Source organism: Rodentibacter sp. Ppn85 (genome assembly GCF_001999335.1).
Lineage (GTDB): Bacteria > Pseudomonadota > Gammaproteobacteria > Enterobacterales > Pasteurellaceae > Rodentibacter.
This window is the reverse complement of record NZ_MLHS01000037.1, coordinates 1-25,478: the sequence shown is the minus strand read 5'-3', so window position 1 is coordinate 25,478 and position 25,478 is coordinate 1. Positions and strand designations below refer to the sequence as shown.

The 25,478-nt window shown below is 39.5% G+C and carries 29 protein-coding genes and 1 tRNA gene; 16 read left to right on the top strand and 14 right to left on the bottom strand.

Annotated elements, in window-relative coordinates:
* The first annotated feature begins 105 nt into the window (after positions 1-105).
* The 6 genes from znuC (at position 106) to BKL51_RS06555 (ending at position 5,773) form a co-directional block, all read left to right on the top strand.
* A complete protein-coding gene (znuC, locus tag BKL51_RS06580; RefSeq protein ID WP_077465935.1) occupies positions 106-909 on the top strand; it encodes a zinc ABC transporter ATP-binding protein ZnuC in 804 nt (267 codons plus the stop codon).
* Positions 909-1,694 carry a zinc ABC transporter permease subunit ZnuB gene (gene znuB / locus BKL51_RS06575; RefSeq protein WP_077465934.1) on the top strand — a complete coding sequence of 262 codons (786 nt, stop codon included), beginning with the start codon at positions 909-911 and terminating at the stop codon, positions 1,692-1,694. Before znuC ends, znuB begins: the two co-directional genes overlap by 1 nt.
* A gap of 90 nt (positions 1,695-1,784) precedes the next feature.
* On the top strand, positions 1,785-2,732 hold the full coding sequence (gene accA, locus BKL51_RS06570) for an acetyl-CoA carboxylase carboxyl transferase subunit alpha (RefSeq protein ID WP_077465933.1): 948 nt from the start codon (positions 1,785-1,787) through the stop codon (positions 2,730-2,732).
* A gap of 183 nt (positions 2,733-2,915) precedes the next feature.
* Entirely contained in the window at positions 2,916-3,782 is an 867-nt protein-coding gene (gene pdxY, locus BKL51_RS06565; RefSeq protein WP_077465932.1) for a pyridoxal kinase, read from the top strand.
* Positions 3,782-5,071: a tRNA lysidine(34) synthetase TilS gene (gene tilS / locus BKL51_RS06560; protein WP_077465931.1), complete on the top strand. Its 1,290-nt coding sequence runs from the start codon at positions 3,782-3,784 to the stop codon at positions 5,069-5,071. Before pdxY ends, tilS begins: the two co-directional genes overlap by 1 nt.
* A gap of 84 nt (positions 5,072-5,155) precedes the next feature.
* The gene (locus BKL51_RS06555) at positions 5,156-5,773 is read left to right on the top strand and encodes a MarC family protein (RefSeq protein WP_077465930.1); all 618 of its coding nucleotides are present in this window, start codon (positions 5,156-5,158) and stop codon (positions 5,771-5,773) included.
* A 65-nt stretch (positions 5,774-5,838) separates the two neighbouring features.
* Here BKL51_RS06555 and mutH read toward each other — a convergent pair whose 3' ends face one another.
* The 3 genes from mutH to BKL51_RS06540 all read right to left on the bottom strand — a co-directional run bounded on the left by mutH (position 5,839) and on the right by BKL51_RS06540 (position 8,396).
* The gene (mutH, locus tag BKL51_RS06550) at positions 5,839-6,501 is read right to left on the bottom strand and encodes a DNA mismatch repair endonuclease MutH (RefSeq protein WP_077465929.1); all 663 of its coding nucleotides are present in this window, start codon (positions 6,499-6,501) and stop codon (positions 5,839-5,841) included.
* Complete coding sequence (locus BKL51_RS06545; RefSeq protein WP_077465928.1) at positions 6,498-7,037, bottom strand: methylated-DNA--[protein]-cysteine S-methyltransferase; 540 nt, start codon at positions 7,035-7,037, stop codon at positions 6,498-6,500. The genes mutH and BKL51_RS06545 overlap by 4 nt, the downstream gene beginning before the upstream one ends.
* Positions 7,038-7,106: 69 nt before the next feature.
* Positions 7,107-8,396 carry an outer membrane protein transport protein gene (locus tag BKL51_RS06540; RefSeq protein ID WP_077465927.1) on the bottom strand — a complete coding sequence of 430 codons (1,290 nt, stop codon included), beginning with the start codon at positions 8,394-8,396 and terminating at the stop codon, positions 7,107-7,109.
* 197 nt (positions 8,397-8,593) lie between these two features.
* On the opposite strand from BKL51_RS06540, the gene BKL51_RS06535 reads away from it, so the two are divergent.
* From BKL51_RS06535 to purN, 3 genes are all read left to right on the top strand, one after another.
* On the top strand, positions 8,594-8,881 hold the full coding sequence (locus BKL51_RS06535) for a YfcZ/YiiS family protein (RefSeq protein WP_077465926.1): 288 nt from the start codon (positions 8,594-8,596) through the stop codon (positions 8,879-8,881).
* Positions 8,882-9,010: 129 nt separating this feature from the next.
* Positions 9,011-10,048 (top strand): phosphoribosylformylglycinamidine cyclo-ligase, encoded by a 1,038-nt coding sequence (purM, locus tag BKL51_RS06530; RefSeq protein WP_077465925.1) that lies wholly within the window; start codon positions 9,011-9,013, stop codon positions 10,046-10,048.
* A 56-nt stretch (positions 10,049-10,104) separates the two neighbouring features.
* Positions 10,105-10,743 (top strand): phosphoribosylglycinamide formyltransferase, encoded by a 639-nt coding sequence (purN, locus tag BKL51_RS06525; RefSeq protein WP_077465924.1) that lies wholly within the window; start codon positions 10,105-10,107, stop codon positions 10,741-10,743.
* 58 nt (positions 10,744-10,801) lie between these two features.
* On the opposite strand, the gene BKL51_RS06520 is transcribed toward purN, so the two are convergent.
* A complete protein-coding gene (locus BKL51_RS06520; RefSeq protein ID WP_077465923.1) occupies positions 10,802-11,467 on the bottom strand; it encodes an OmpW family protein in 666 nt (221 codons plus the stop codon).
* A 279-nt stretch (positions 11,468-11,746) separates the two neighbouring features.
* On the opposite strand from BKL51_RS06520, the gene BKL51_RS06515 reads away from it, so the two are divergent.
* The 7 genes from BKL51_RS06515 to mtgA all read left to right on the top strand — a co-directional run bounded on the left by BKL51_RS06515 (position 11,747) and on the right by mtgA (position 17,228).
* Positions 11,747-12,496, top strand: a complete 750-nt coding sequence (locus BKL51_RS06515; RefSeq protein ID WP_077465922.1) for a hypothetical protein — start codon at positions 11,747-11,749, stop codon at positions 12,494-12,496.
* Entirely contained in the window at positions 12,497-13,057 is a 561-nt protein-coding gene (locus BKL51_RS06510; protein WP_077465921.1) for a septation protein A, read from the top strand. It begins immediately after the preceding gene.
* The gene (gene yciA, locus BKL51_RS06505; RefSeq protein WP_077465920.1) at positions 13,057-13,539 is read left to right on the top strand and encodes an acyl-CoA thioester hydrolase YciA; all 483 of its coding nucleotides are present in this window, start codon (positions 13,057-13,059) and stop codon (positions 13,537-13,539) included. Before BKL51_RS06510 ends, yciA begins: the two co-directional genes overlap by 1 nt.
* 11 nt (positions 13,540-13,550) lie before the next feature.
* Positions 13,551-13,847 (top strand): YciI family protein, encoded by a 297-nt coding sequence (locus BKL51_RS06500; RefSeq protein ID WP_077465919.1) that lies wholly within the window; start codon positions 13,551-13,553, stop codon positions 13,845-13,847.
* A gap of 132 nt (positions 13,848-13,979) precedes the next feature.
* Positions 13,980-16,160: a transglycosylase SLT domain-containing protein gene (locus tag BKL51_RS06495; protein WP_077465918.1), complete on the top strand. Its 2,181-nt coding sequence runs from the start codon at positions 13,980-13,982 to the stop codon at positions 16,158-16,160.
* 32 nt (positions 16,161-16,192) lie between these two features.
* Positions 16,193-16,498: a trp operon repressor gene (gene trpR, locus BKL51_RS06490; protein ID WP_077465917.1), complete on the top strand. Its 306-nt coding sequence runs from the start codon at positions 16,193-16,195 to the stop codon at positions 16,496-16,498.
* Positions 16,485-17,228, top strand: coding sequence for a monofunctional biosynthetic peptidoglycan transglycosylase (gene mtgA, locus BKL51_RS06485; protein ID WP_077465916.1), 744 nt, complete (start codon positions 16,485-16,487; stop codon positions 17,226-17,228). The genes trpR and mtgA overlap by 14 nt, the downstream gene beginning before the upstream one ends.
* Positions 17,229-17,273: 45 nt before the next feature.
* Here the strand turns inward: mtgA and BKL51_RS06480 are convergent, their stop codons facing one another.
* From BKL51_RS06480 to BKL51_RS11955, 10 genes are all read right to left on the bottom strand, one after another.
* A complete protein-coding gene (locus tag BKL51_RS06480) occupies positions 17,274-18,695 on the bottom strand; it encodes a sucrose-specific PTS transporter subunit IIBC (protein ID WP_077465915.1) in 1,422 nt (473 codons plus the stop codon).
* Between the two features lie 105 nt (positions 18,696-18,800).
* Positions 18,801-18,886 (bottom strand) — tRNA-Leu (locus tag BKL51_RS06475).
* A gap of 22 nt (positions 18,887-18,908) precedes the next feature.
* Positions 18,909-19,250, bottom strand: a complete 342-nt coding sequence (gene secG, locus BKL51_RS06470; protein WP_077465914.1) for a preprotein translocase subunit SecG — start codon at positions 19,248-19,250, stop codon at positions 18,909-18,911.
* A gap of 144 nt (positions 19,251-19,394) precedes the next feature.
* Positions 19,395-21,320 (bottom strand): DNA topoisomerase III, encoded by a 1,926-nt coding sequence (locus BKL51_RS06465; RefSeq protein ID WP_077465913.1) that lies wholly within the window; start codon positions 21,318-21,320, stop codon positions 19,395-19,397.
* 8 nt (positions 21,321-21,328) lie between these two features.
* The gene (gene recR / locus BKL51_RS06460; protein WP_077465912.1) at positions 21,329-21,931 is read right to left on the bottom strand and encodes a recombination mediator RecR; all 603 of its coding nucleotides are present in this window, start codon (positions 21,929-21,931) and stop codon (positions 21,329-21,331) included.
* Between the two features lie 63 nt (positions 21,932-21,994).
* On the bottom strand, positions 21,995-22,324 hold the full coding sequence (locus BKL51_RS06455) for a YbaB/EbfC family nucleoid-associated protein (protein ID WP_077465911.1): 330 nt from the start codon (positions 22,322-22,324) through the stop codon (positions 21,995-21,997).
* Between the two features lie 638 nt (positions 22,325-22,962).
* A complete protein-coding gene (locus BKL51_RS12330) occupies positions 22,963-23,184 on the bottom strand; it encodes a contractile injection system protein, VgrG/Pvc8 family (RefSeq protein ID WP_198930116.1) in 222 nt (73 codons plus the stop codon).
* A gap of 86 nt (positions 23,185-23,270) precedes the next feature.
* Complete coding sequence (locus BKL51_RS12080) at positions 23,271-23,897, bottom strand: hypothetical protein (protein ID WP_233127092.1); 627 nt, start codon at positions 23,895-23,897, stop codon at positions 23,271-23,273.
* Positions 23,885-24,634 carry a hypothetical protein gene (locus BKL51_RS06445; RefSeq protein WP_077465910.1) on the bottom strand — a complete coding sequence of 250 codons (750 nt, stop codon included), beginning with the start codon at positions 24,632-24,634 and terminating at the stop codon, positions 23,885-23,887. The genes BKL51_RS12080 and BKL51_RS06445 overlap by 13 nt, the downstream gene beginning before the upstream one ends.
* The gene (locus BKL51_RS11955; RefSeq protein ID WP_198930115.1) at positions 24,615-25,247 is read right to left on the bottom strand and encodes a type IV secretion protein Rhs; all 633 of its coding nucleotides are present in this window, start codon (positions 25,245-25,247) and stop codon (positions 24,615-24,617) included. Before BKL51_RS11955 ends, BKL51_RS06445 begins: the two co-directional genes overlap by 20 nt.
* Positions 25,248-25,478 lie beyond the last annotated feature (231 nt).

Sequence of the window (25,478 nt, the reverse complement as noted above, 5' to 3'; positions counted from 1 at the left end):
AAACACATAAAAAAGTTGTCGAAATATTCATCATAAAGAGAGAGCATCTTGAGAAAGACGACAAAATGAGCTAAGGTTAGACACTAAATTGACATAGGCGGCATTATGCAAATTCATTCCATTCAATGCGATCTAAATTCTCCATTAATTGAACTCAAGAATATCGATGTGGTATTTGAACAAAAAACAGCATTACAAAATATCAATTTAAATATTTATCCCCACTCCATCATTACCATTGTCGGACCAAACGGCGGGGGGAAATCCACCTTATTAAAAACCCTCTTAAAATTACAGCAACCTACCTCCGGTGAAGTTATTTATAGCCAAAATGTTCGTATTGGCTATGTGCCGCAAAAAATTTACTTAGATCACAGTTTACCTCTCACGGTAGAACGTTTTCTTGCCTTAAAAAAAGGGGCAAAAACACAAGAAATTTCAACCGCACTTGAGCAACTTTCCATTACGCATTTACGCAAAAATAATATGCAAAAACTTTCCGGCGGCGAGATGCAACGGGTATTACTCGCCCGTGCGATTTTAAACCAACCGAATTTATTAGTCTTGGACGAACCCACTCAAGGTGTGGATATCACCGGTCAGGCGGAGCTTTATCAACTCATTCATCAAACCCAACAACAATTAAATTGTGCGGTGTTGATGGTTTCCCATGATTTACATATTGTGATGGCGGACAGTAAAGAAGTGATTTGCATTAATCAGCACATTTGCTGTGCCGGTACACCGGAAACCCTGTCAAATGATCCTACATTTATACGTTTATGGGGCAACCGGCTCTCACAAAATGTCGGCTTTTATACTCATCACCACAATCACCATCATAATTTACACGGTGATGTCTGTAGTTGTAACGGCACAGCCGATCGTTGTCAAAATAAGGATATTTAATGTTTGAAATTTTATTTCCGGCACTGCTTACCGGCATTTTATTGTCCCTAATCACCGCACCGCTTGGGGTCTTTGTAATATGGCGTAAAATGGCATACTTTGGTGATACGCTGTCTCATTCAGCTTTGCTTGGCGTTGCATTGGGGATCTTCTTACAAATCAATCCTTATATTGCGATAGTCGTCCTCACCCTTATTTTGGCGATTATTATGATATGGTTGGAAAATCATACGCAGTTTTCCATTGATACCTTGCTGGGTATCATTGCCCATAGTTGCTTATCACTCGGCGTTGTAACCGTTGGTTTATTAAAAAACGTTCGGGTTGATTTAATGAGTTACTTATTCGGTGACTTGTTGGCAATAAACTACACCGATTTAATTTATATCGGTATCGGTGTAGTAATCGTACTCGGTACGTTACTCTATTTTTGGCAAGCCCTTCTCTCCACCACCGTTTCGCCGGAACTCGCCCAAGTGGAAGGCATCAACATCAAAAAAATGCGTTTTATTTTAATGATTTTGACTGCGCTGACTATTGCACTAAGTATGAAATTTGTCGGCGCATTAATTATTACCTCGCTATTAATTATTCCGGCAGCAACGGCACGCCGTTTCGCAAAAACCCCCGAAGCAATGGTCGGGTTTGCCGTAGGAATCAGTATGCTTTCAATTATTGGCGGATTAATGCTTTCCGCATTTTATGATACCGCAGCCGGTCCGTCAGTCGTCATTTGCTCGACATTTTTATTTATTCTGTCATTACTAAAAAAGGCTTATTTGTAAGCTCGCCCAACCAGCGAAAACTATTTGCGCCGCCAGTTAATTCTTGATAAAGTGCGGTGGATTTTTTATGGTGTTTTTAGGATAAGAAGAATGACTCCGGAATATTTAGATTTTGAATTGCCGATTGCCGAGCTAGAAGCAAAAATCGGCGCATTGCGCTCTGCCTCTAATGATGAAGTTGATTTAACCGATGAAATTAAACGCTTACAAAAGAAAAGCGACGAATTAACCAAAAAAACATTTGCCAGTCTTGATGCATGGCAAATTTCACGTATGGCCCGTCACCCAAACCGTCCTTATACGCTTGACTATATTAAACATATTTTCACTGAATTTGACGATCTTGCCGGTGATCGCGCATTTGCCGATGATAAGGCAATTGTTGGCGGTTTAGCACGTTTGGACGGTCGTCCGGTGATGGTAATCGGTCATCAAAAAGGTCGCACGATAAAAGAGAAAGTACAACGCAATTTTGGTATGCCCGCACCGGAAGGCTATCGTAAGGCTTTACGCTTAATGGAAATGGCTGAGCGTTTTAAACTTCCCATTATCACTTTTATTGACACTCCGGGGGCTTATCCAGGAATCGGGGCGGAGGAGCACGGACAAGCCGAAGCCATTGCACGTAATTTACGAGAAATGGCGCGATTAACCGTACCGGTAATCTGTACCGTCATCGGCGAAGGCGGCTCGGGCGGTGCTTTGGCGATCGGGGTGGGTGATAAAGTAAATATGTTGCAATATTCTACTTATTCTGTGATTTCACCGGAAGGCTGTGCCTCAATCCTGTGGAAAAGCGCAGAAAAAGCTTCAACTGCCGCTGAAGTAATGGGGCTTACGGCTACCCGTTTAAAAGAGCTTGAATTAATCGACAACATTGTACCTGAACCTTTAGGCGGTGCGCATCGTGACTACACATTGATGGCAAACAATTTGAAAAAACGTCTAAACGAAGATTTGGCAGAACTTGAAAATTTGGATAGCGAAGAATTATTAAATAGACGTTATCAACGTTTGATGTCTTACGGCTATTGCTAACTTATTAAAAAAAGAGCAGTTATTTTATCCGCTCTTTTCAACTTAACCGTAGGCTATTTTTGCTTAAACATTATTCTGTCGAGATGTTAAACCGTTTCCAAAAACAACTTAACCCTAAACAAATATTGCTTGCTCTATTTGAGTTTTGCAACGGGATGTAATATTAACCAACAGGAGACAATTATGAAAAACGTACTTTCCATCCAATCACACGTGGTGTATGGCTTTGCCGGCAATAAATCCGCCACCTTCCCGATGCAATTATTGGGTGTGGATGTGTGGGCATTAAATACCGTGCAATTTTCCAACCATACTCAATACGGCAAGTGGACAGGTATGGTTATTCCGCAAGAACAAATTCGTGAGATCGTTACCGGCTTAGATAACATCGAAAAATTACAAGAATGCGATGCATTACTTTCCGGTTATTTAGGTTCGGCGGAACAAGTGGATCAAATTCTTTATGCCTTAGAACAAATTAAGAAACACAATCCTAATGCGCTTTATTTATGCGATCCCGTGATGCCGAACCCGGAGAAAATTTGTGTGGTGGCAAATGGTGTTCGAGAAGCACTCATTGAGAAAGCCATCCCTGTCGCGGATATTATGACGCCAAACCTTAACGAATTACGCCAACTTAGCGATTTCCCTATCAATTCTTTTGATGACGTATTAAAAGCAGTACGTGTCTTGTTAGATAAAGGCGTTAAAAAAGTACTGGTAAAACATTTGGGTAAAGTTGGAAAAATTAATGATCCCGATACCTTTGAAATTATTATGGCAACCCCTGAAGGGATCTGGCATTTAAACCGTCCGCTTTATCAGTTCAATTTTGAACCGGTAGGTGTGGGTGATTTAATTGCAGGTACGTTCTTAGCGAACTTACTCAACGGAAAATCGGATGTAGAAGCTTTTGAAGCGATGAATAATGAGGTTGCCGGTGTAATGAAAACCACCTTTGAACTAAATTCTTACGAATTACAAACCATTGCCGCACGCTTTGAAATTTTAAATCCGACAAGCCAATACAAAGCCGAAAAAATTGCCTGATGGATCTGTTCTCTATTTTTGAACAACAACTCAAAAAAAATCCCGCTCAAGACTACCTTATTGCCTTGAGCGGTGGTTTAGACTCTACCGCACTGCTTACTTTATTCAAAAAATACAGAGAAAACCAACCGCACTTTAACCTACGCTCAATCCATATCCACCATGGATTAAGCCCTAATGCCGACAGCTGGGTTAAACACTGTCAATCTTTATGCGAGCGATTTCATATTCCATTAGTTATCGAATATGTTCAAGTAGATCGAACTAAAGGCATTGAAGCCGGAGCTCGTGAGGCTCGCTATCAGGCTATTCAGCGTCATATACTGCCAAATGAATGCTTAGCAACCGCCCACCATTTAAGCGATCAAACGGAAACCTTTTTCCTCGCACTCAAACGGGGTAGCGGGCTACAAGGCTTGAGTGCAATGCAATCTCAAAGCGAATTATTCGGCATGAGAATTTTTCGCCCCTTGTTGAATTTTACCCGTGAGCAATTAGAAAACTATGCTCAGTCTGAAAATTTGACTTGGGTTCACGATGAAAGTAATGATGATAACCGTTATGAGCGCAATTTTTTACGCAACAAAATTTTACCTAAACTACGTGAACGTTGGAGGCATTTTGATCAGACCGTTCAACGTTCCGCGCAACATTGTTTTGAGCAACAACAACTTATAAATGAATTACTACAAGACTGTTTTCTTGAACATTGTCAAATTCCAACGGAATTCCAACTGCACGATTTCCTTCAATATTCATACTCAAAACAAACCGCACTTTTAAGAATGTGGTTTGCTCAAAATCAGTGTGAAATGCCGACTAAACGCCAAATTGAACAGTTGATACAAGATGTTATTCCGGCAAAAAAAGATGCCAATCCTCAATTTCGTTTGGGCAAAAAAGTTATCCGTCGCTATCAATCTTGTCTATATCTTACCGATAATTTTGCCGATCTCACCGGTATTTGTCTTGAGATGCAGGATTCTTGTCTTGTTCTTCCCGATAATCTCGGTAAACTTTATTTACAACGCACAACGGAAAATTTGATTTTTTCTTGGCAACAATATTCTGCCGAGTTACCACACACCGATTTACCGATTCAAATTCGCTTTGGTTATTCCGGAAAAATAAAACACCACCCTAAACGCCCCAAAGAAGACATCAAAAAAATTTGGCAAGAATTACAAGTCCCGCCTTGGCAACGCAACCGCATACCGTTAGTTTTTTATGGTAATGAATTACAAAGTGCGGTCGGTTTTTTTCACATTTTTAGAAATATAACAAAATAGCGCAAAACGTACCGCACTTTATGCAATTTATCTGATAAAATGCTGAGACTTGTTGTTTTTTAATCTATAAATAAAGGAAGGCAAATGTTTGATTCTTTGGTTGTCCAGTTCGTTGTACTTTGGGCGGTGATTGATCCTATCGGCTCAATTCCCGTTTACCTTTCAAAAACCATAGGATTCTCTCTTGAAGAACGCAGAAAAATCGCACGTAATGCAGTGATTATTTCTGCCGGAATTTTACTTTTTTTCCTTGTAGGCGGGCAAGTTTTATTTGAAGCAATGGAAGTCCCCCTACCGGCATTCCAAATTGCCGGCGGGCTTGTACTTTTCTTATTTGCTTTAACTATGATTTTTGGTGAAAGCAAGCCGGAACAAGAAATGAAAATGAGGGCAAATATCACCGAAGTTGCCGTTTATCCCCTTGCAGTGCCTTCTATTGCCTCTCCGGGTGCGATGATGGCGATTGTACTTTTAACCGATAACCACCGTTTTAATTTTGCCGAACAATTTATTACCGCAGGAATTATGCTAGTCGTATTACTGATAACTTACATTTTATTGCTTGCCGCTAACCGCATTCAGCATTTTATCGGTAACTCCGGCGCAGCAATTATCAGCCGTGTAATGGGGTTAATTTTAGCGACCGTGGCGGTAAATAATGTATTAATAGGATTGAAGGACTTTTTTACTCAGGTGGCGTAAAAAATGTTAGAGATTGAAAATTAAGATTCTGTGATGGGGGCCTTTTTTGTTTTCTGTTTTGAAATCTAATTGCCTAAAAAATCCCTTAAGATCCTCGCCGTAAACTCCTTCCGCAAATAAAATCCTAGCGGTAATGTTTCCACCACTTCTCCATTTTTTCCAATACCTTTTGTTATCGCTTTACTATTTGCGCCCTTTGGTCGCAGTTGCATCACTTCCCCAATGCGGGCGGTAATTTCATCAAGCCTTCCCATCGTGATATATTCCATCAATTCCTCCCAATCTCGCTTTAATTGCCACTCCTGTTCGGGGCTAGGCTGCCATAAAATCGGTGTACCAATATGGCGCTCACGCAAAGCAATATGTCGGCTACCTTCAATGGGAATCCAAAGTACACAAGACAATTTATGGCAAACGTGTGAATTTTCCCATTGCACACCGGAATTTTGTATTAATGGCGCAAGGCTGACAAATGTCGTCTCTAACGGAAAACCCTGTTCATTAATCGGTAAGGTTTTGAGTTCCACCCCAAGATGGGCAAAATCTTGTTCGGCTTTACTGCCTGCACTAGCCCCTAATGCACTTTCTAAAAGCATACCAACCCAACCTTTATCACGTTTCAAGTTGTGGGGAACGGGGATATTAAGCTCATCGGCAAGTTCACCAAAAGTTAATCCGCCGATAGATTGCGCCCGTTGAAGAAGTTGCGTTAATGTTTGTGGAATCATTCGTTATACTTCTTAAAAAAACGGGGGCGAGTGTGTTCCGATCCTTTATCAACGTAAGAAATTTTTTCTAATTCCAGTAAAAAACGTTTTGCCGCCAAGCCACCACCGAAACCGGTTAAGGTTTTATCCTTGCCTAAAATACGATGGCACGGGATGATGATGCTAATCGGATTGCTGCCAACCGCTCCGCCCACGGCACGTACCGCTTTTGGATTGTTAATCATTTTCGCCAATTCGCCATAACTCGACATTTCACCATAACCGATTTGTCGTAAAGCCTGCCAAATTGCTTGCTGAAATGCTGTTCCCTCAGTTTTCAAAGGAATATCCGAAAATGTCTCTGTTTCGCCCTTAAAATAACGATCAAAAGCCGACTGTACTTTTTGGAAAAGGGGGAGATCACTTTCTTCAACCCATTTAGGATTCGGTTCAAACTGCTCTTTCTCAAAATCAATATGCGTGATGTGTTCACCGTCAGATAGAATCAAAAGTTTCCCCACCGGGGAAGGATAATAGGTGTAGTAAAGTGCGGTCATTTTTAGCCTCGTTTTCATATAAAAAAAGCGTACCGAAGTACGCTTTATTATGCGAAATTTTTAAATAAATTAGAAACTATAATTTACATTTAAACCGTAAAGGTTAGCACTGGATTTACTCGTATAATTCACGGTAAAAGGAATACCATCTTGCGACTCTTTAAATGTTATTTTCTTACCTTTTAGGTGAGCATAAGCAACATCAATTGATAAATCAGGCGTGACTTTATAGGTTGCACCTAAACTATACCAAGTCCGATCCGTATCCGGGATGGAAGCAGAATGATACGAATCTGCGGCTGTTTCATCATAGGCGATCCCGCTACGTAAGGTTAACTTATCTGTCGCCTCATAGGAAATCCCCAGAGCAATACGGGAATTGCCACGGAAATATTCAGGTTTTCGTAAAGCCTCTGCGCCATCGCTATTATAGTTCGCTTTCAATTCTTTAAAGCGTTTCCAATCCGTATATTTATAGCTATAGTGGAAAGCAAATTTATCCGTCACTTTATGGTAACCGGAAATTTCCCAATAGCCCGGTAAATCAAGATCCAATTCTGCAGTGCCTGTACGATTTAATTTACGATTGAAAGCGGTATTATCTTTATAACTCACAGTAATTGGGGAATGATAAGCCACCCCTAAACGATTACGATCATTAAATTCATAAACTAAGCCGGCATTCCAACCGAATCCCCATTCATTATCTTGTAAACGCGTCACCACATCGCTTCGATCCAATACTTTCTGACCATATTGAGCATTCACTAAATCAGCCCCAACACCGGCTGTTCGTTCTAATTTTGCCTTGGTATAAAGCGCATTAATGCCTAAACCAAAACTCAACCCCTGTGAAATACGGTAAGCACCGCTAAGATTTAAATTAATTGTCGTTAAATCTGTTTTTCCGCCAAATACACCCGCACTATAATCCGAATCAAATTCTGTTTTGAATCCAAAAGGAACGTTCATTCCTCCGCCAACAGAAAATTTCTCGTTAATCGGATAAACAAAATAAGCGTTTGGAACAAAGGCAGAAGGTACAACATTGTTTTGATTAGCATTTCTACTGGCAAGCGCAGCATTGATACGAGGATTATCTGAAGTGAATTGTCCCGTCAAATCCACTTTTGCATCAACATAAACACCGCCAAAAGAAATTTCAGGTCGCTTAAATAAAGTCATCAACGCCGGGTTTGTTGCCACGACAGAAGCATTATCCGCTATCGCTGCTTCACCAGCATAAGCACGCCCCAAACCGGATGTAGAAATTTCTGCTAACTGGAATGCCGCAGCATTTGCACCTCCGGCTGTAATTAATGCGATACTTGCTAATAAGGAATAATTAAATTTTTTCATTTAGAACCCTTTGTTATTCATATAAAAAATAAAATTCACGAGACTCTAAAACGCTATTTATTGGAGTGCAAATTCATTTTGTTTATTTTCATAGAGTTCCGACCAGTAGAAACTTTTATTTTAAGTGCGGTCGGTTTTCAATCAATTTATAAAAATGCTAAAATAACGCTACTAAATCTCAAAAATAAGGACGAAATATGACTGTAAAATGTAAAGCAGAAGAATCTTTAACTTGTAGCTGCATAGATGTCGGCACAATTATTGACGGCTCGGATTGTACCGTAAATATGGTTCAAATCTATTCTACCCGGGCCGAAGCAGAGCAAGTCCTTGCCCGTTTAACGGAAAAAGCACGTAAAACAGAAAGCGAGCCTTGCGAAACCGTGAGTGAAATATCCTCTGTTGAAGGCGGAGTACAATTAAGTGCAAGTTTTACCTTTAGTTGCCAAGCTGAAGCAATGATCTTTGAATTGGCAAATCGTTAAAACCCCATTAAATTTGACCGCACTTTCAAAAAGTGCGGTCTTTTTCATCTTAAAATTTTGTCGCAAACGATTGCCTAAGCTGTTACAATCCGTGCTGATTTTTTCATTTAATTAATACGGGAAAACATTGTGAGCAAACCATCATTAAGTTACAAAGATGCCGGCGTGGATATTAATGCCGGTAACGAACTTGTCGAACGAATCAAACCACATGTAAAACGTACCACTCGCCCTGAAGTAATTGGCGGCTTAGGCGGATTCGGTGCATTGTGTGCCATACCAAGTAAATACAAAGAACCTATTTTGGTTTCCGGTACGGACGGTGTCGGTACAAAATTACGCTTAGCGATTGATTTAAAAAAACACGACACCATCGGCGTGGATTTGGTGGCAATGTGCGTAAATGATTTGGTAGTACAAGGGGCAGAGCCTCTATTTTTCTTAGATTATTACGCTACTGGAAAACTAGAAGTCGATGTAGCGGCGGATGTGGTGAAAGGTATTGCCGAAGGTTGTGTACAATCGGGCTGTGCCTTAGTCGGTGGAGAAACGGCCGAAATGCCCGGTATGTACCATGAAGGCGATTATGATTTAGCCGGCTTCTGTGTCGGCGTAGTTGAAAAATCCGAAATTATTGACGGTCGTCAAGTGCGTAGCGGTGATGCCTTAATTGCCTTAGGTTCAAGCGGTCCGCATTCAAACGGTTATTCTTTAATCCGTAAAGTGATTGACATTTCCGGTGTGAATCCGACAACCGAACAATTATCCGGTAAACCATTAAGCGAACAAGTGCTTGCGCCGACTAAAATTTATGTAAAATCTATTTTATCTCTTATTAAACAAACGGATGTTCACGCTATCGCCCATCTTACCGGCGGTGGTTTTTGGGAGAACATTCCACGTGTTTTACCGAAAAATACCAAAGCCGTCATTGATGAAAAAAGTTGGGAATGGCAACCGATTTTTAAATGGTTGCAAGAACAAGGTAATATTTCCACTTATGAAATGTATCGTACCTTTAATTGTGGCGTCGGTATGGTAATTGCCCTTCCACAAAACCAAGTGGAAACCGCTTTAGCGATTTTAAAACAAGCTGGCGAAAATGCTTGGCTTATTGGGCATATTGAACAGGCAGCCGATGGCGAAGAGCAAGTTGTTATTCAATAATCTTTCCCTTTAAGGCGAATGAAAAATTCGCCTTTTCTTTTATATTTAGGACATTTATGAAAAAAATTGCCGTTCTGATTTCAGGACAGGGAAGTAATCTGCAAGCCATCATGGATGCTTGTGAAAAAGGTTTTATCCCGGCTAAAATTGTATGCGTTGTGAGTAATAAAATGGATGCTTTCGGACTTGAACGGGCTAAAAGTGTGGTCATTCCTACGAATGTTTTTTTGCGTCGAGATTTTATGAATAATCAAGAAATGGATCGCGCAATTGGTGATTATTTGGAAAGTTTTAACGTTGATCTTATTGTACTTGCCGGCTACATGAAGATTCTTACGCCTGAGTTTACCCAACGTTTTCAAGGAAAAATTTTAAATATTCACCCTTCCCTACTGCCAAAATATGCAGGACTTAATACCTACCAACGTGCCTTAGAGACGGGTGATACGGAACACGGTACAACTATTCATTTTGTTAATGAAGAAGTGGACGGCGGTGCGATTGTTTTGCAGGCAAAAGTTCCTATTTTCCCAAATGATAATGTAGAAGATATTGAATTACGCACAAGAGAGCAAGAATATCGTATTTACCCTATGGTGATTAAATGGTTTATTGAAGATCGTTTAAGCCTAAAAGCAGGCATTGCCTATTTAGACGGGAAGCCATTGCCTGAACAAGGTTATGCCTGTGAGTAAAAAGAAAAGCGATGAATGATTTCATCGCTTTTTTGATAACTAGAGGAACAATTTACAATTAGAAACGATACGCTAAACCTGCGAAGAACACAAACGGATCAAGTTTAAGTTTCACTTCGTGTTCATAGCCCGCTGTTACAGCCGGAACTTTAAATTTAGCCGTAGTTTTAATACGGGTGTACCACATTGCAGTATTTAAATATAAATTATCGGTTAATTTAATATCAATACCCGCATTGACAACCGGTGCAAAAGAATGTTTCTTCACGTTAACATCGGTAATTAACGGATTTGTTGATTTTGCATTAAAGAAACGTGTGTAATTTAAACCGGCACCAAGATATGGACGGGAACCAGCATCTTTATCTAAGAAATAATATTGTAGATATAAGCTCGGAGGTAGTTGTTTTACTTTCACTACATCACCAAGATTTGAACCAGCCCCTAATGCCGGAACATTAGCACTCACTTTATGTGAGAATGGCGTTGCAGCTAACAACTCTAAACCGATATTGTCAGTGAACATATAAGTACCGGTTAAACCTAACTGAGCGTTATCACTCACTTCTAAATTAACCTGCGTATTTGTTTTAGTCGTAGATTCAGAATTTGCTGACACAAACACGCCACCGGCACGTAAAATAACATCCCCGGCTTGGTGAGCACTTGCTACACCGGCAAATAATGCGGCGGTTAAACCTAATGCTAGTGCTGTTTTTTTCATATTGAACTCCTTAAGTATAATGTTTAATTCATAACCATAAAAAGACTATGGCTATTTGCGGCTTGTAATATACTCCATATTGAGTATCAATTCTGTGATCTAATTCAAGGTTTTAAACATTTAATAAAATTATTTAGGTGAAATCAGTACAATTTTTAGACTAAAAACTTGAAATCACAAAATTTATTCCCTATCAAGGAATAGAATTTTTATATAGATAAATGGCAGAACCTTATAAACAAGGTATAATTGCCTCACTTTTGACAAAGAGAAAATTGAATGAAAATTAACTTTACGCAGATTTTACAAGATAGCTGGAATTTTTTCCGTAATCAGCAAAAAATAATGTTTCAACTTGTATTAATCCTACTTATGATACAAGTTTTAAGTATATTATTAAGCCCATCGATTAATTCTCAAGAAGCCTTGGTCAGTACAAATACTTTACCTGACGTGGCAAATGCAGATGTCATCGGCTTTTTAACATCCTTTTCTATCGCACAATTAGCAACCACTTTTTTGACCGCTTGGGGATTGCTGACAATTCATAAAATCAGCCAACAAAATTACCGCACTTTAAGTCAAACTTTCAGTGCAACACTCTCACGTTTTATCGGTGTCGTAGTCTTAGAACTCATTGTTGTTATGCCTATATATCTCGGATTATTTGAAATCGGTGCAGCAATACTCACCAAAGCCTCTCCCTCAATAATTTCACTTGTGGCGATTATCTTCGGCATCTGGTTTTTTATACGTTTAAATTTATCGACCACCCACTACTTAGCAACACAAGACAGTATCGGGCAAAGCCTGCAAAAAATTTGGCTACAAGGGCGAAACCAAAAAAGCGCATTGTTTATTTACGCCCTATTAGTGTACTTTGTTGTACCGGCATTAGTTTTTCAGCTCACTACTCTATCTAACAATATGGTTTTTATTCTTATAGTAAGCGGCTTTGCCTCATTATTAAATATATTAATGCTGGTTGTGACCTATCGTTTTTACAGTTTATTTATGAAGGAGTCATAAGTGAAACAACTACTTGAATTTATTCCGCTAATCTTATTTTTTATCACTTACAAACTTAGCGGTGTACGCGATGCGGCAATCGTATTAGTGGTTGCCACCATCTTGCAAATGGTAATCTTAAAATGGAAATACGGCACCATTGAAAAACAACAAAAAATCATGGCAAGTGCGGTCGTTTTTTTCGGACTTTTAACCGCTTATTTCAATGAATTGCGTTATTTGCAATGGAAAGTCACTATTGTAAACGCACTTTTTGCCATTATCTTGCTTGTGGCGCAATTTCAATTCAAAACGCCTTTGGTAAAAAAATTACTCGGTAAAGAAATTAAATTACCGGAGCAGATTTGGAATACTCTCAACCTAGGCTGGGCAATTTTCTTTATTATTTGTATGTTGGTAAATATTTATATTAGCCACAATATGTCGGAAGAAGCCTGGGTTGATTTTAAATCTTTCGGCTTAATTGGAATGACGATCATTGCCACGCTGATTTCCGCTGCTTATATTTATAAATATTTACCAAAAGACGAACAAAATAACCATAAAGATGGAGAGAATTAATGTCCTCAAATTTTATTGATAAAGATGGTCGCCAATCGAAAGGCGTATTACTACTCCGCACCCTTGCTATGCCTTCCGACACCAATGCAAACGGAGATATCTTCGGTGGCTGGATTATGTCACAAATGGATATAGGCGGGGCAATTTTAGCTAAAGAAATCGCCCATGGACGGGTTGTTACCGTTGCTGTCGAAAGAATGAATTTCATCAAGCCTATTGCAGTGGGTGATGTGGTATGCTGCTACGGTCAATGCCTAAAAATCGGACGCTCTTCTATTCAAATTAAAGTAGAAGTTTGGGTAAAAAAAGTTGCCAGTGAACCTATCGGTGAACGCTATTGCGTAACCGATGCGGTTTTTACCTTTGTCGCAGTAGATAGCAACGGTAAATCACGTAGTATTCCGCGCGAAGGCAACCATGAACTGGAAAAAGCCCTCGTCTCCATTCAAGAATATGAAAGCCAACAGACTAAAAATACTTAAAGGAGAAAACCATGTATTACGTTATTTTTGCCCAAGATATTCCCGGCACCCTTGAAAAACGCCTTGCTGTTCGTGAGCAGCACTTAGCCCGTTTAAAACAGTTACAAGCCGAAGATCGCTTACTTACCGCCGGGCCAAATCCTGCTATTGATGACGAAAATCCCGGAGATGCGGGATTCAGCGGTTCAACCGTCATTGCTCAATTTGATAGCCTACTCGCCGCAAAAGATTGGGCGGCGCAAGATCCTTATGTAGCTGCCGGAGTTTACGGTGAAGTGATAGTGAAACCGTTTAAAAAAGTGTTCTAAGGGAACTAATATATGAAAAAGCGAATCTAAAGATTCGCTTTTTTGTTAATTAAATCGTATAAGTTTGAACATCTATACCTTAAAGTTAACTCTCCCTAACAAGGAATAAATTCTCATTTTTACAGGAATGGTATGAAAAAACTCCCTCTTATTTCTCTTGCAATTTTAACCGCACTTTCACAATCCATCAGAGCGAATACAAATACGGACAAATTAGAAAAGACACCAACCGTTAATCTCGTGAAAGAGCAGTTGAAATGGCAGCAAAACCGACACCGTGCCGAGTTAAAACAGCTAAATCAACGGGCAACTTTCTTACAATTTGAAAATCTATTGAAAAGTGCGGTCAAAAATAATCGTGTTTTTGAAAACCGAGCGGTATTTCTATCATTAATCCATTCTTTGGAAGACTATCCGTTGCAAACCGATGCCTGGTTCGCATACTTTGACAGCCAAATAAAATTGGTTACTCGCGATACACCTTCAACTGAAGTGATAGCATTAAAAAAAGATATTGAGGATTATATTGCTAAACATCCCCTGCATTTTCTCCGCTCCCGTTTAGAACAAGGCATTCTTACTTTGCTCAATAACAGTGGATCCGAACACCTAGCGGATTATGCAAAAAAGATCAAACCAAATAATTTGGAAATGAAAATTGCCACACTAAATATGGAATATCAGCTCGCTCAAAAATCGTCAGAATCAAATAAAAATCGCCCCACTCAAGAAGCGGATATTTTGAACCGTTTTGAAACACTCTGGCTCAATAATGGCGAACTTTCGAACGATTCCGAACTATGGAAAAAATGGTATTCCAAGGGTGGCAGAACAACAGACAAAATTTATCAAAAAGCAGAAAACTTATTCACAAAAAATGATGTGAAAGGCTTAGCATTACTGGCGGGAGAATTAGATAATCCCAATAGTACAAAAGAAGACTCAACAATCCTGAAAAAACTACAACTTTATGCTGATTTACTAAAAAATCCAATAAATTTAAAAACACTTGCGAATACATTACCTGATGCTGAGAACGGCAAAATTCGAGACCAATTTGCAGTCATACAAGGATTTTCACGTTATTTACGCATGCTTCCCGAAAATATGAATAACCCCGATTTTTCCCCTTATTTGCAATGGGCGAAGAATTGGCAATTAAACGACACACAAATTCGCGATTGGAAAATCGCGTTTATCAGCCGTTTTTTTGATAATCAAACAGCTCATTTTCAACAATGGCGTGATGCCGAAATCTTAGCATTAAATGCCGATAATCTTATTGAACGCCGACTACGTATGGCGATTTGGCAAAAAACCGATCTTACGCCTTGGCTAAATGCTCTTTCGAAAGAAGGAAAGGAAAAACAAGAATGGCGTTATTGGCTCGCAAAAAGTGATCAACAAAAAACACGAGAAATTTTAACCGCACTTTCCAAAAAACGGGGTTTTTATCCGATGTTAGCCAAAGCCATACTTAACCCTCAAAATCGTGGTACGGACTATCGCATTGAATTGCCTCAATCCACATTAGATGAAAAAACGAAACTTGCACTTATAAAGCACCACCGAGCCGCATTAGCGGAAATTGCCGAACTACGACAATTAGATCGCCTAGGCTCGGCCAAACAGCGTTGGCGTTTTCTGCTTGAGAATATTTCTGCCAAATCAAAACAAGCTAAGCAAATTGCTTTGAGTGAATATGCTAATCGGCAGGGTTGGTTTGATTTAGGTGTGGACGGCTCAATTATTGCAAAAGCCTGGAGTCACATTTCCTTACGCCTACCAAATGCCTACCAAGACTATTTTGATATTGCTTTAGCCCCCCTAGCAGTAAAAGCCGATAACGCCATAAGTAAAACCTTTGCAATGGCAATAGCCCGTCAGGAAAGTGCTTGGAACCCAATGGCGCAATCTTCCGCTAATGCACGAGGATTAATGCAGCTTTTACCAAGCACCGCCAAAGCAACCGCTGATAACAATCAATTACCTTATCAAACGGAAAAGGATTTATTTAAACCGCTCAATAATATTTTACTTGGTACGACACATTTAAACGAACTGAATATGAAATACCCGAATAATCGCATTCTCATTGCCGCCGCATACAATGCCGGAACAAATAGGGTGGAAAAATGGCTGGCAAGATCGGGAGGAAAATTAGCAATGGATGAATTTATCGCCTCAATTCCATTTTTTGAAACCCGTGGTTATGTACAAAATGTATTGGCCTATGATTTTTACTACCAACTACTACAACATAAAGAAAATCCACAAACTTTTAGCCAGGAAGAGTTTGATCGGCTATACTAAGCGCACTAGTTTAATAGTATAGGATGATATTCATGTATATCAGTCGCAATTTAGATCAATGGAACGCTTTTCTTGCCATGCTACAAACTGCGTTTGAACAAGGTAAAGCACAAGATTTCTTAACCTTACTTCTCACCGCTGATGAACGCGATGCGGTGGGCTTGCGCCTACAAATTGTTTCACAGCTATTAGATAAAAATTTATCTCAACGTGAAATTCAACAAAATCTGAATACCAGTGCCGCCACCATTACACGCGGTTCAAATATGATCAAAACGATGGATCCGGATTTCATGAAATGGGTGAAACAACATCTTGATAGCGTTGAAAAAAACTAAACAACTTTTAACCGCACTTTTACGGTTATTCAGTCTCAAATGGTGGAAGAAAAATTGGCAACGCATTGCAATCCGATTTTTTTTCGCGGTTTTTGTTTTTCTCCTTCTTTTTCGCTTTGTTCCCATACCTTTTTCTTCTTATATGATTCAACAACAAGTCGGACATTGGCTACAAGGCGATTTCCATTATCGGGTAACATCAACTTGGGTAAGTCTTGAGAAAATTTCGCCATATATGCAACTTGCAGTGATTGCAGCGGAGGATCAAAAATTCCCCTCTCACTACGGTTTTGATTTCACTGCAATTCAAAAAGCATTCAAATATAACGAGAAATCCACACGTAAAATCCGTGGCGCCTCTACCATTTCTCAACAAACTGCTAAAAACTTGATGCTTTGGCATGGACAAAGCTGGTTACGTAAAGGACTAGAAGTTCCCGCTACTATGTTATTAGAACTGGGCTGGTCAAAAAAGCGGATTTTAGAAGTGTATTTAAATATTGCGGAATTTGGTGACGGAATCTTTGGCGTTGAAGCGGCAAGTCGTTTTTATTTTAATAAACCCGCAAAAAATTTGACGCAATCCGAGGCGGCATTATTGGCAGCTGTTTTGCCAAATCCCATTATTTATAAAGTCAAAAAACCGAGTGCATGGGTACGTAAAAAACAGCAATGGATTGTCAAACAAATGAGAAATCTGGGAATAAATTATTTAAAACAATTGGATTAGAAGATAAAAGTGCGGTCAATTTCAACCGCACTTTTTAGTAGAAAATTAAGCTTTAACGTTCGCACGTTTTACCATAACAAAAGATAGGCTAAATGCTACGATAAAGGAAATTGCCATACCAACGCTATACATAGCCAAACTGTCCGGTTTAATAGACGGCACACCTAAAAAACCTGCCGCCCCTAATGCAATAGCTTTCACATTGAAGAATGCGATAAAAGCACTTGCCAAACCCGAACCGATCATTGCAGCAAAGAAAGCCTGACGATAACGTAAGTTCACACCAAACATTGCCGGTTCCGTAATCCCTAATAGTGCGGAGATCCCTGACGGTACGGCTAAACCGCGCACTTTCGGATCTTTTAATGCCAACGCTACCCCTAAACATGCGGCACCTTGCGCAATATTTGACATCGCGGCAATTGGGAAGATAAATGTACCGCCTGTGCGGGCAACCTCTGCTAATAATTGGGTTTCCACCGCAATAAAGGTCTGATGCATACCGGTAATCACGATTGGCGCATAGAAAGTACCGAAAATTGCCCCGCCCACAAAGCCAAGCTTATCATATAACCAAGTTAAACCAATTGAAATTAATGAACCCGCTTCACGACCAATCGGGCCAATTACAGTGAATGCCAAGCAACCTGCAATAAAAAGCGAGAATAACGGTGTGACAAGATTATCCAGATAAGAAGGCACAAATTTACGGAATGTTTTTTCTAATGTCGCTAATACCCAAGCGGAAATAATAGTTGGGATCACGGTTCCTTGATAACCGACTTTCTCAATTTCAAGCCCAAATACATTCCAATACGGAATCTTATCTTCCATTAAGATTTTTGCATAATTCCAACCATCAGCCAAAGCCGGATGAACTAAAAGCATCCCTAAAGCCGCTCCTAAGAACGGATTGCCGCCAAACTTTCGGGCCGCCGAGAAACCAAGTAATACAGGCAAAAATACAAACGGTGCGTTAGCAATCGTATTAATAAAATCAACTAAATCAGACACTTTAGGATATTTACTTACTACTGAATGCCCTTCCCAAAAGAAACCGACAGAAGTTAGCATTGAGTGAATACCCATCAATAAACCGCCTGCCACAATTGCCGGAATAATCGGTACGAAAATATCCGCCAAGCCTTTCACCAAGCGTTGTAATAAACCTTGGTTACCGGCTGCTACCTCCGCAACCTCCGCTTTACTGACATCACCAATACCCAGTTGTTTGGTAAGCTCCGTATGGACTTTATTCACTGTACCGGAACCGAAGATAATTTGATATTGGCCGGCGACAGAAAACTGTCCTTTTACCCCCTCAATATTATCAATACCTTCTTTGTCAACTTTGCTTTCATCATTTAAAACAATACGTAAGCGGGTCGCACAATGTGCCGCCGTGGCAATATTACTTTTACCACCCAGCTTTTCTATCACTTGTTCAGCGATTTTGGGAAAGTTCATAGATTTCTCCTAATTTAGTTAAAAAATAAAACTGATAAATTCTGACCAAATTAATTAAAGTAAAAAAGCCTTTCGAGATGTTACGAAAGGCTTTGAAAAGTATTTTGGTGCTCTGGGCGAGACTTGAACTCGCACGATCTACGATCACTACCCCCTCAAGATAGCGTGTCTACCAATTCCACCACCAGAGCATTAAACTTTTATCTGTTGTAATTATTGCGGAATATCGTTATTTTTATTTTCCAGTACAGGCGCAGATTGTCGTTGCTGAACTTGCTCCGCTGTTTTTGATAAATCATCAAATGCACCTTTCTCTACATTGCTACGATGAGAATTTAAATTCCCCAATACAAGTGCGATAACAAAAAATGCTGTTGCCAGGATAGCACTGGTACGGGTTAAGAAGTTACCTGCTCCTGCCGAACCAAACATTGTGCCAGATGCACCACCGCCAAAGGAAGCGCCAGCATTTGCCCCTTTGCCTTGTTGCACGAGAATAAACCCGATCAAAGCAATCGCAACAACAACATAAATAAATAAAAGAACTTGATACATTTTTCCACTCTAAATTGCGGGTTACGCAAAAACTGGGGCGAATAATATAAACATTTCACCTTTTTGGCAAGTTATTTTTCCCATTTATAATTTAATTGGCTCAAGTTTAAGCAATAGATTTCGCCATATAGAAGCTATTTATTTTTAACCGCTCTTTTTTCGCGATTTTACTACCGTTTTTGGCATTTGATTAATCTTGCTCAACTGCCGCAATCCATTAAGATCAACAAATCGTACCAAATCCGGCAACATCCGTTCTAAATCAGACATAAATTGTTGATAAGTGGTTTGTTTTTGGCTAATGTCGGTGAGCTGCGCCTCCCAATGGGCTGTCATATCCGGTTGAGTGGCTATATCCGGCAATGCACCAATTAGAATTCTCCCCGTTTCCGTACTGTGAATATTTCGTCCTTTTTTCATTAAAAAGCCACGTTGAAAAAGTAACTCGATAATCCCCGCTCTGGTTGCTTCCGTACCTAATCCATCCGTGGCACGCAGAATTTTTTTCAACTCTTTATCTTGCACAAAACGTGCAATTCCCGTCATGGCTGAAAGTAAGCTTGCATCAGTAAAGGGTTTTGGCGGTTGCGTTTTTTTACTTAAGATCTCACCCCGTTCACAATGCAAAATCTGCCCTTTTTTCACAATCGGTAATAACGGCTCTTGGTTTTCCGTTTCATCTTCTTTACCGAGCAATTCTTTCCAGCCTGCTTTTTGTAAGTTTCGTGCTTGGGCAATAAACGTACCGCCGGCAATATTCAATGTAATTTTGCTTTTACGATATTCCGCATCGGGGCAAAATTGCATCAAATATTGACGAGCGATTAAGCCATAAATCTTGCGTTCGTCATCAGTCAGTTTCACCACATGATTTTTAACGGTAGGAATAATCGCATGGTGAGCCTCTACTTTTTTATCATTCCAACTGCGATTACGCTGATTGACATCCACTACATTTGGCAAAGTTTGATATGCTTCGCAATGAACGGAAACTGCATTTAACACATTATGCCTATCGGCAAAATGCTCCTCCGGTAAATAGCGGCTATCAGAACGGGGATAAGTAATCAAACGGTGAGTTTCATACAGGCGCTGACAGGTATCCAATACCGTTTGGGCAGACATACCGAATCGTTTTGCCGCATCAATCTGTAAAGCTGATAACGAATAAGGTAAAGGAGCGACTTCTTTTTCCCGTACATCCTTATAATCCGTCACTTCAGCGGGCTGATCCGTAATACGTTTTACGACATTTTCCGCCAAACCTCTGGACAGAATACGTCCGTCTTCATCTTGATAATCTTCACATGCCTTACTCGGCTGCCATAATGCGCTAAAAAGTGAGGTCGATTTTTCCTGTGTTTTTTCAGTTTTGCCTTCAGGCTTGATCCAAGCCAATACTTCGTAAAAATCTTTCGGCTGAAAATGCTCGATTTCAAGATCTCTGCGTACAATCAATCCCAACACCGGTGTTTGCACCCGACCGACAGAAAGTACGCCTTTATACCCGACTTGCTGTCCGCGAACGGTATAGGCCCGAGTCATATTGATACCATAAAGCCAATCGGCACGAGAGCGAGCCAAAGCGGAGGTGGCAAGAGGAATAAAATTACGGTTCGGTTGTAATTTTTTAACGGCTTTTTCTACCGCACTTGGATTTAGATCACTGATTAAACAACGTTGGATATTATTGCGTTTTTCCGAACTTAAATTAACATAGCTAAATATCTCATCCACTAAAAGTTGCCCTTCTCGATCCGGGTCACCCGCATTGATCACTTCATCTGCCTGATGAATGAGTTTTTCTACGATTGATAGCTGCTTTTTCACCGATTTTTTTGGCAAAAGTTTCCACTTCTCAGGAATGATAGGTAGATGCTCTAAACGCCATTTTTTAAATTTAGGGTCATAAACATCGGGTTCGGCTTGTTCTAACAAATGCCCGATACACCAGGTTACGACATCATTATCACCACATTTAATAAATCCGTCCCCCCGCTGATGAGGCTTTGGCAACACATCGGCAATAGCACGGGCTAAACTCGGTTTTTCGGCGATAAATAAACGCATAATGAAAACTAGTCGATTTGGCGACGTCCCAAAAAGGAATGAGTAAGTGTTGTACCGTCTACGGTTTCAAGCTCACCGCCTACCGGGATACCGTGGGCAATACGGCTCACTTTGATATTATGCAGATGACAAATTTCCGCAATATAATTTGCCGTAGCATCTCCTTCTACGGTAGGATTTGTGGCAAGAATGACCTCATGGAAAGATTCTTCCGCTAAGCGTTTTTGTAATAAATCCAAACCGATTTCGCGAGGACCAATGCCGTCAAGTGGAGATAAATGCCCCATCAATACAAAATAACGACCGGAAAATTGCCCCGTTTGTTCAATGGCTTGAATATCTGCCGGCATTTCCACCACACACAATAATCCCGAATTTTGACGACGCGGATTATTGCAAATATTGCACACTTCTTCTTCCGTGAAATCACGACATTGTGAACAATGCCCAATTTTAGACATAGCTTCCGTTAGTGCACGAGCCAAGTTCATTCCCCCACTACGATTGCGTTGCAGAAGATGATACGCCATACGCTGCGCCGATTTCGGGCCAATCCCCGGTAAACAACGGAGGTTTTCAATGAGATGTTCTAAAAGCGGACTACTTTGCATAATGATAAATGATAAGGAAAGGTGAAATGGTATGTGAATGATGATATTCACATACCCTGTGAATTAAAATGGAAACTTCATTCCCGGCGGCAATGGCATACCAGCAGTTACCGATGCCATTTTTTCTTTCTGCAATTCTTCCGCACGACGAATAGCATCATTAAATGCGGCAGCAATTAAATCTTCCAACATTTCCTTATCGTCTTCCATTAAAGAAGGGTCAATATCAATGCGACGACAGTTATGCGCACCATTAATTGTGATTTTCACTAATCCCGCACCGGATTCACCGATCACTTCAAGTTGTGCAATTTCTTCCTGCATTTTCTGCATTTTTTCTTGCATTTGTTGCGCTTGTTTCATCAAACCGCCCAAACCGCCTTTTCCAAACATAATATTATCCTTTTTAAGTCAAAAAATTAGGCGCATTCTAGCGAAAAAATTTGCCTTTGGAAACATATTGTCTTATTTTCAATAAGTCAGGATAATCGCTCCCCCCTACTTTCTAGCTTTGATAGCTAAACTTAAACATACTTCATATACTTGATTAAGTAAAAAATTAGCGTATCTCCCCATTTTTACTAACCCTTTTATCTACCATACCTAGATTTCACAAAAGTGGTAAATTAAACAAAATTGCTATATTCTCAGCAGGCCGATAAGCTTGCCATATCAACGGTATCGTAACCGGCTTCAAACAAAAGAGTTTGGAGTACGTCCAACGTGAAGTGGAGCTTACCACTGTCCAAAGTGACGACCGGGATATTGCTTCGGTTTAACTGGACATATACGAGGTAACTTCAATTGAGGCCGCTTCATCGTAGGTGTACATCATAATTGGCAGAACGGAATATTAGAAGCAGAGGTTGATTTAATCCCCCCGATGTTCAACCCGAACTACCAAAATACCAAATAACTACTCCCTTCCAAACGAAAGCCATAACCCGATATTACGCACATATCATCACCCATGATATTCACTGTTTCACCAAGAACCTGTTTAATCTCTAACCGATAATGCCTAAACGCAGTCAGAGACAAGCAAAAGGACGGTCGCTGGCAGTTATATAGATAAGGCAGCCTAAAACTGCTAAAGCCAGACTTTGATGCGCAAAACACAATTCGTGCTCACCTACATCATACTTGAAATAGTAATACCAACCCTCCTCTGTCACTAAGTGTTCAATAAAGGCTAAATCAGTTTCGTGATACACACAATATTCCCGCTCCCAATCTGATGGTAACGCCTTCAAACGTCACTTTTTCCACTCTATTTTTAGTTGTAAAAGAACAAAAAAATAACCGCACTTTTATAAGTGCGGTTGATATACTTATTCATTTAGATCAACCGAGTCAGCTTTGATCCACATATTGATTTCTTTCCTTTATAGTTGATAAAGTACCAAACACTACCTTTTTCATTTTTTTCTTCTAATATATTCACCTTATCACCTTTTACCAAATACATCTTAGTTATATTATTTGGGGAGCTATAAAGATATTGTTTATCTTTATTTATAACACCTAATGATCTGAGATCTAATATACTAACCTTGACATCAGAATTATATTTAGCAAGATGTATTTTGCCATCAAAATAACGTAAATCCAACGAATAACAATATGGAGTTTCATTATTTCCACTTGGATATAAAGTAAAAAATAAAGTTTCATTTTTATTAAGAGAAGTAATTTTTTTCTTAGAACAGAATAATTCTGAATTATTATTCAAACTAGAATAATAATCGTCTACACTAGTAACAAATGATGAATGCTCTATCTTATAAGTTAAAATATTTGTTTTTAAGAAAAAGTAGTTATCTTGCATTGAGAACCTACTTTTACACCACGTTATATCATTATTATTTATGCTCATCTCTATTTTTGAATAATCTTCATCACACTCATGAGCGTATACAGCACTATTCCAAGCAAACAAAAGAATAAGAAATATTATAACTCGCATATATATACCTCTTTAATTAAAGAAAACTTACTATTATCTCTTTTTGCTACATGTCCACTATGGGAATAAGTTGTCGCTTTTTTATTTAAGATACCTAATCTTCTACTTATACAATCAGCCCTCCATCTAGCTGATGCAGTACTTCCTCTTTCCTCTACCACCAATTTAGTAAAGGCATACTGTGTATCAGGAGGGGAAATTAAGCTCTTGGATTTTATAATGTCCTTAACCTTATCAATACTGCCTTGCTGAATAGCTAAGTCCACCAAGGCTGCAAAAGTTTTAAATTCTATTTTTTCCATAACAGAAGGATGAACTCCTCTCATCCAATGGATAATATGTATAGCTGCTTTAATATATTTACCTGCGTGCTCAATCTGTATCTCCTGAAATTCTCTTATTTCAGCTAATTTATTAAAAATATTCTTCCATCTGGAATTATATTTATTTTGCATATTTATAGCCCAATTCATCTGTTCATTAACCCCCTTACTTAGAGCTTTATTTAAACTAGACAAATCTTCATCATTAGAAAAACACCCATTAAATAGAGAACTATTTTTACTTCTCATATCAATCAAAAGCGGACCTAAGGTATTTTGTCCAAAATTAAACTGAACAATACCCCATGACATCCCCATACGATCAAAATTACCAGATAGACTAGCAAATCCACCTTTCCCTTCATATGCGCCTGAAATAATTAAAGCAATTTCTTTAGCTTCTTTTAGTGGCATGCAGTCTTTCTGTATGCTCAATCACCAAATCATTTACCCGTTTTTGAATTCTATCCGCTGCATCGTTATCATTCAATTTTCGTGCCAGCGTAATAAGCTCATTAAATTTGGTTGATTGGCTCCTTGCCCACTCGCTTTTATGCTGAACGATAATTCCCGTTAAACGTCGTTGTTCCGCTGGACTAAGCAGCAAACCTTTTAGTTTTCCCGCCTCAAACCGACTGCCTTGCTCCTCTTTAGCCAAATCAAGCTCTTTCAATATATCTTTAAACACTGGTGCCAATGTCTCTTTTTCTTCCATTGAATGCGGGCTTTCCGGGTCGAGGTAATCCGCTATCTTATATTTAAAAATACTGATTTCATCCGTTTGGTCTTGATAACTATTCACCCCCGGAAAAAGCAAACCGTGGCTCAGGTGACTATCATCCACATAAATCCCCGAATCCTTATCTTTGCTGTGCTCCACTTGCTGATAGAGGTAAGGCTGTACATTGTAATAGGTTTTTGTTTGCTTTGGATTTTGTTTATCTTTTACGCTTTGCTTTTCCACATCGGCAAGCGGTACCATCATTTCAACTTGAGTTTGTTCCAGTTCAAACGTCTCATCGTTCATTATGCTGTAAAGCTGACTGTTCCGTGCAACATATAAAAAGTTATCTTGAATCCCTTTCTTTTCTTTATCTTGTTTATATGCCGCTTCCGCTTTGGCTTTAAATTGGTCGATGTTGTCATAGGTAAAGATAAATTTTGGTTTTAAAAGAACAAAAAAATAACCGCACTTTATAAAAGTGCGGTTGATGTAGTCATTAATTTAGATAAACTGAATCAGCTTTGATCCACATAT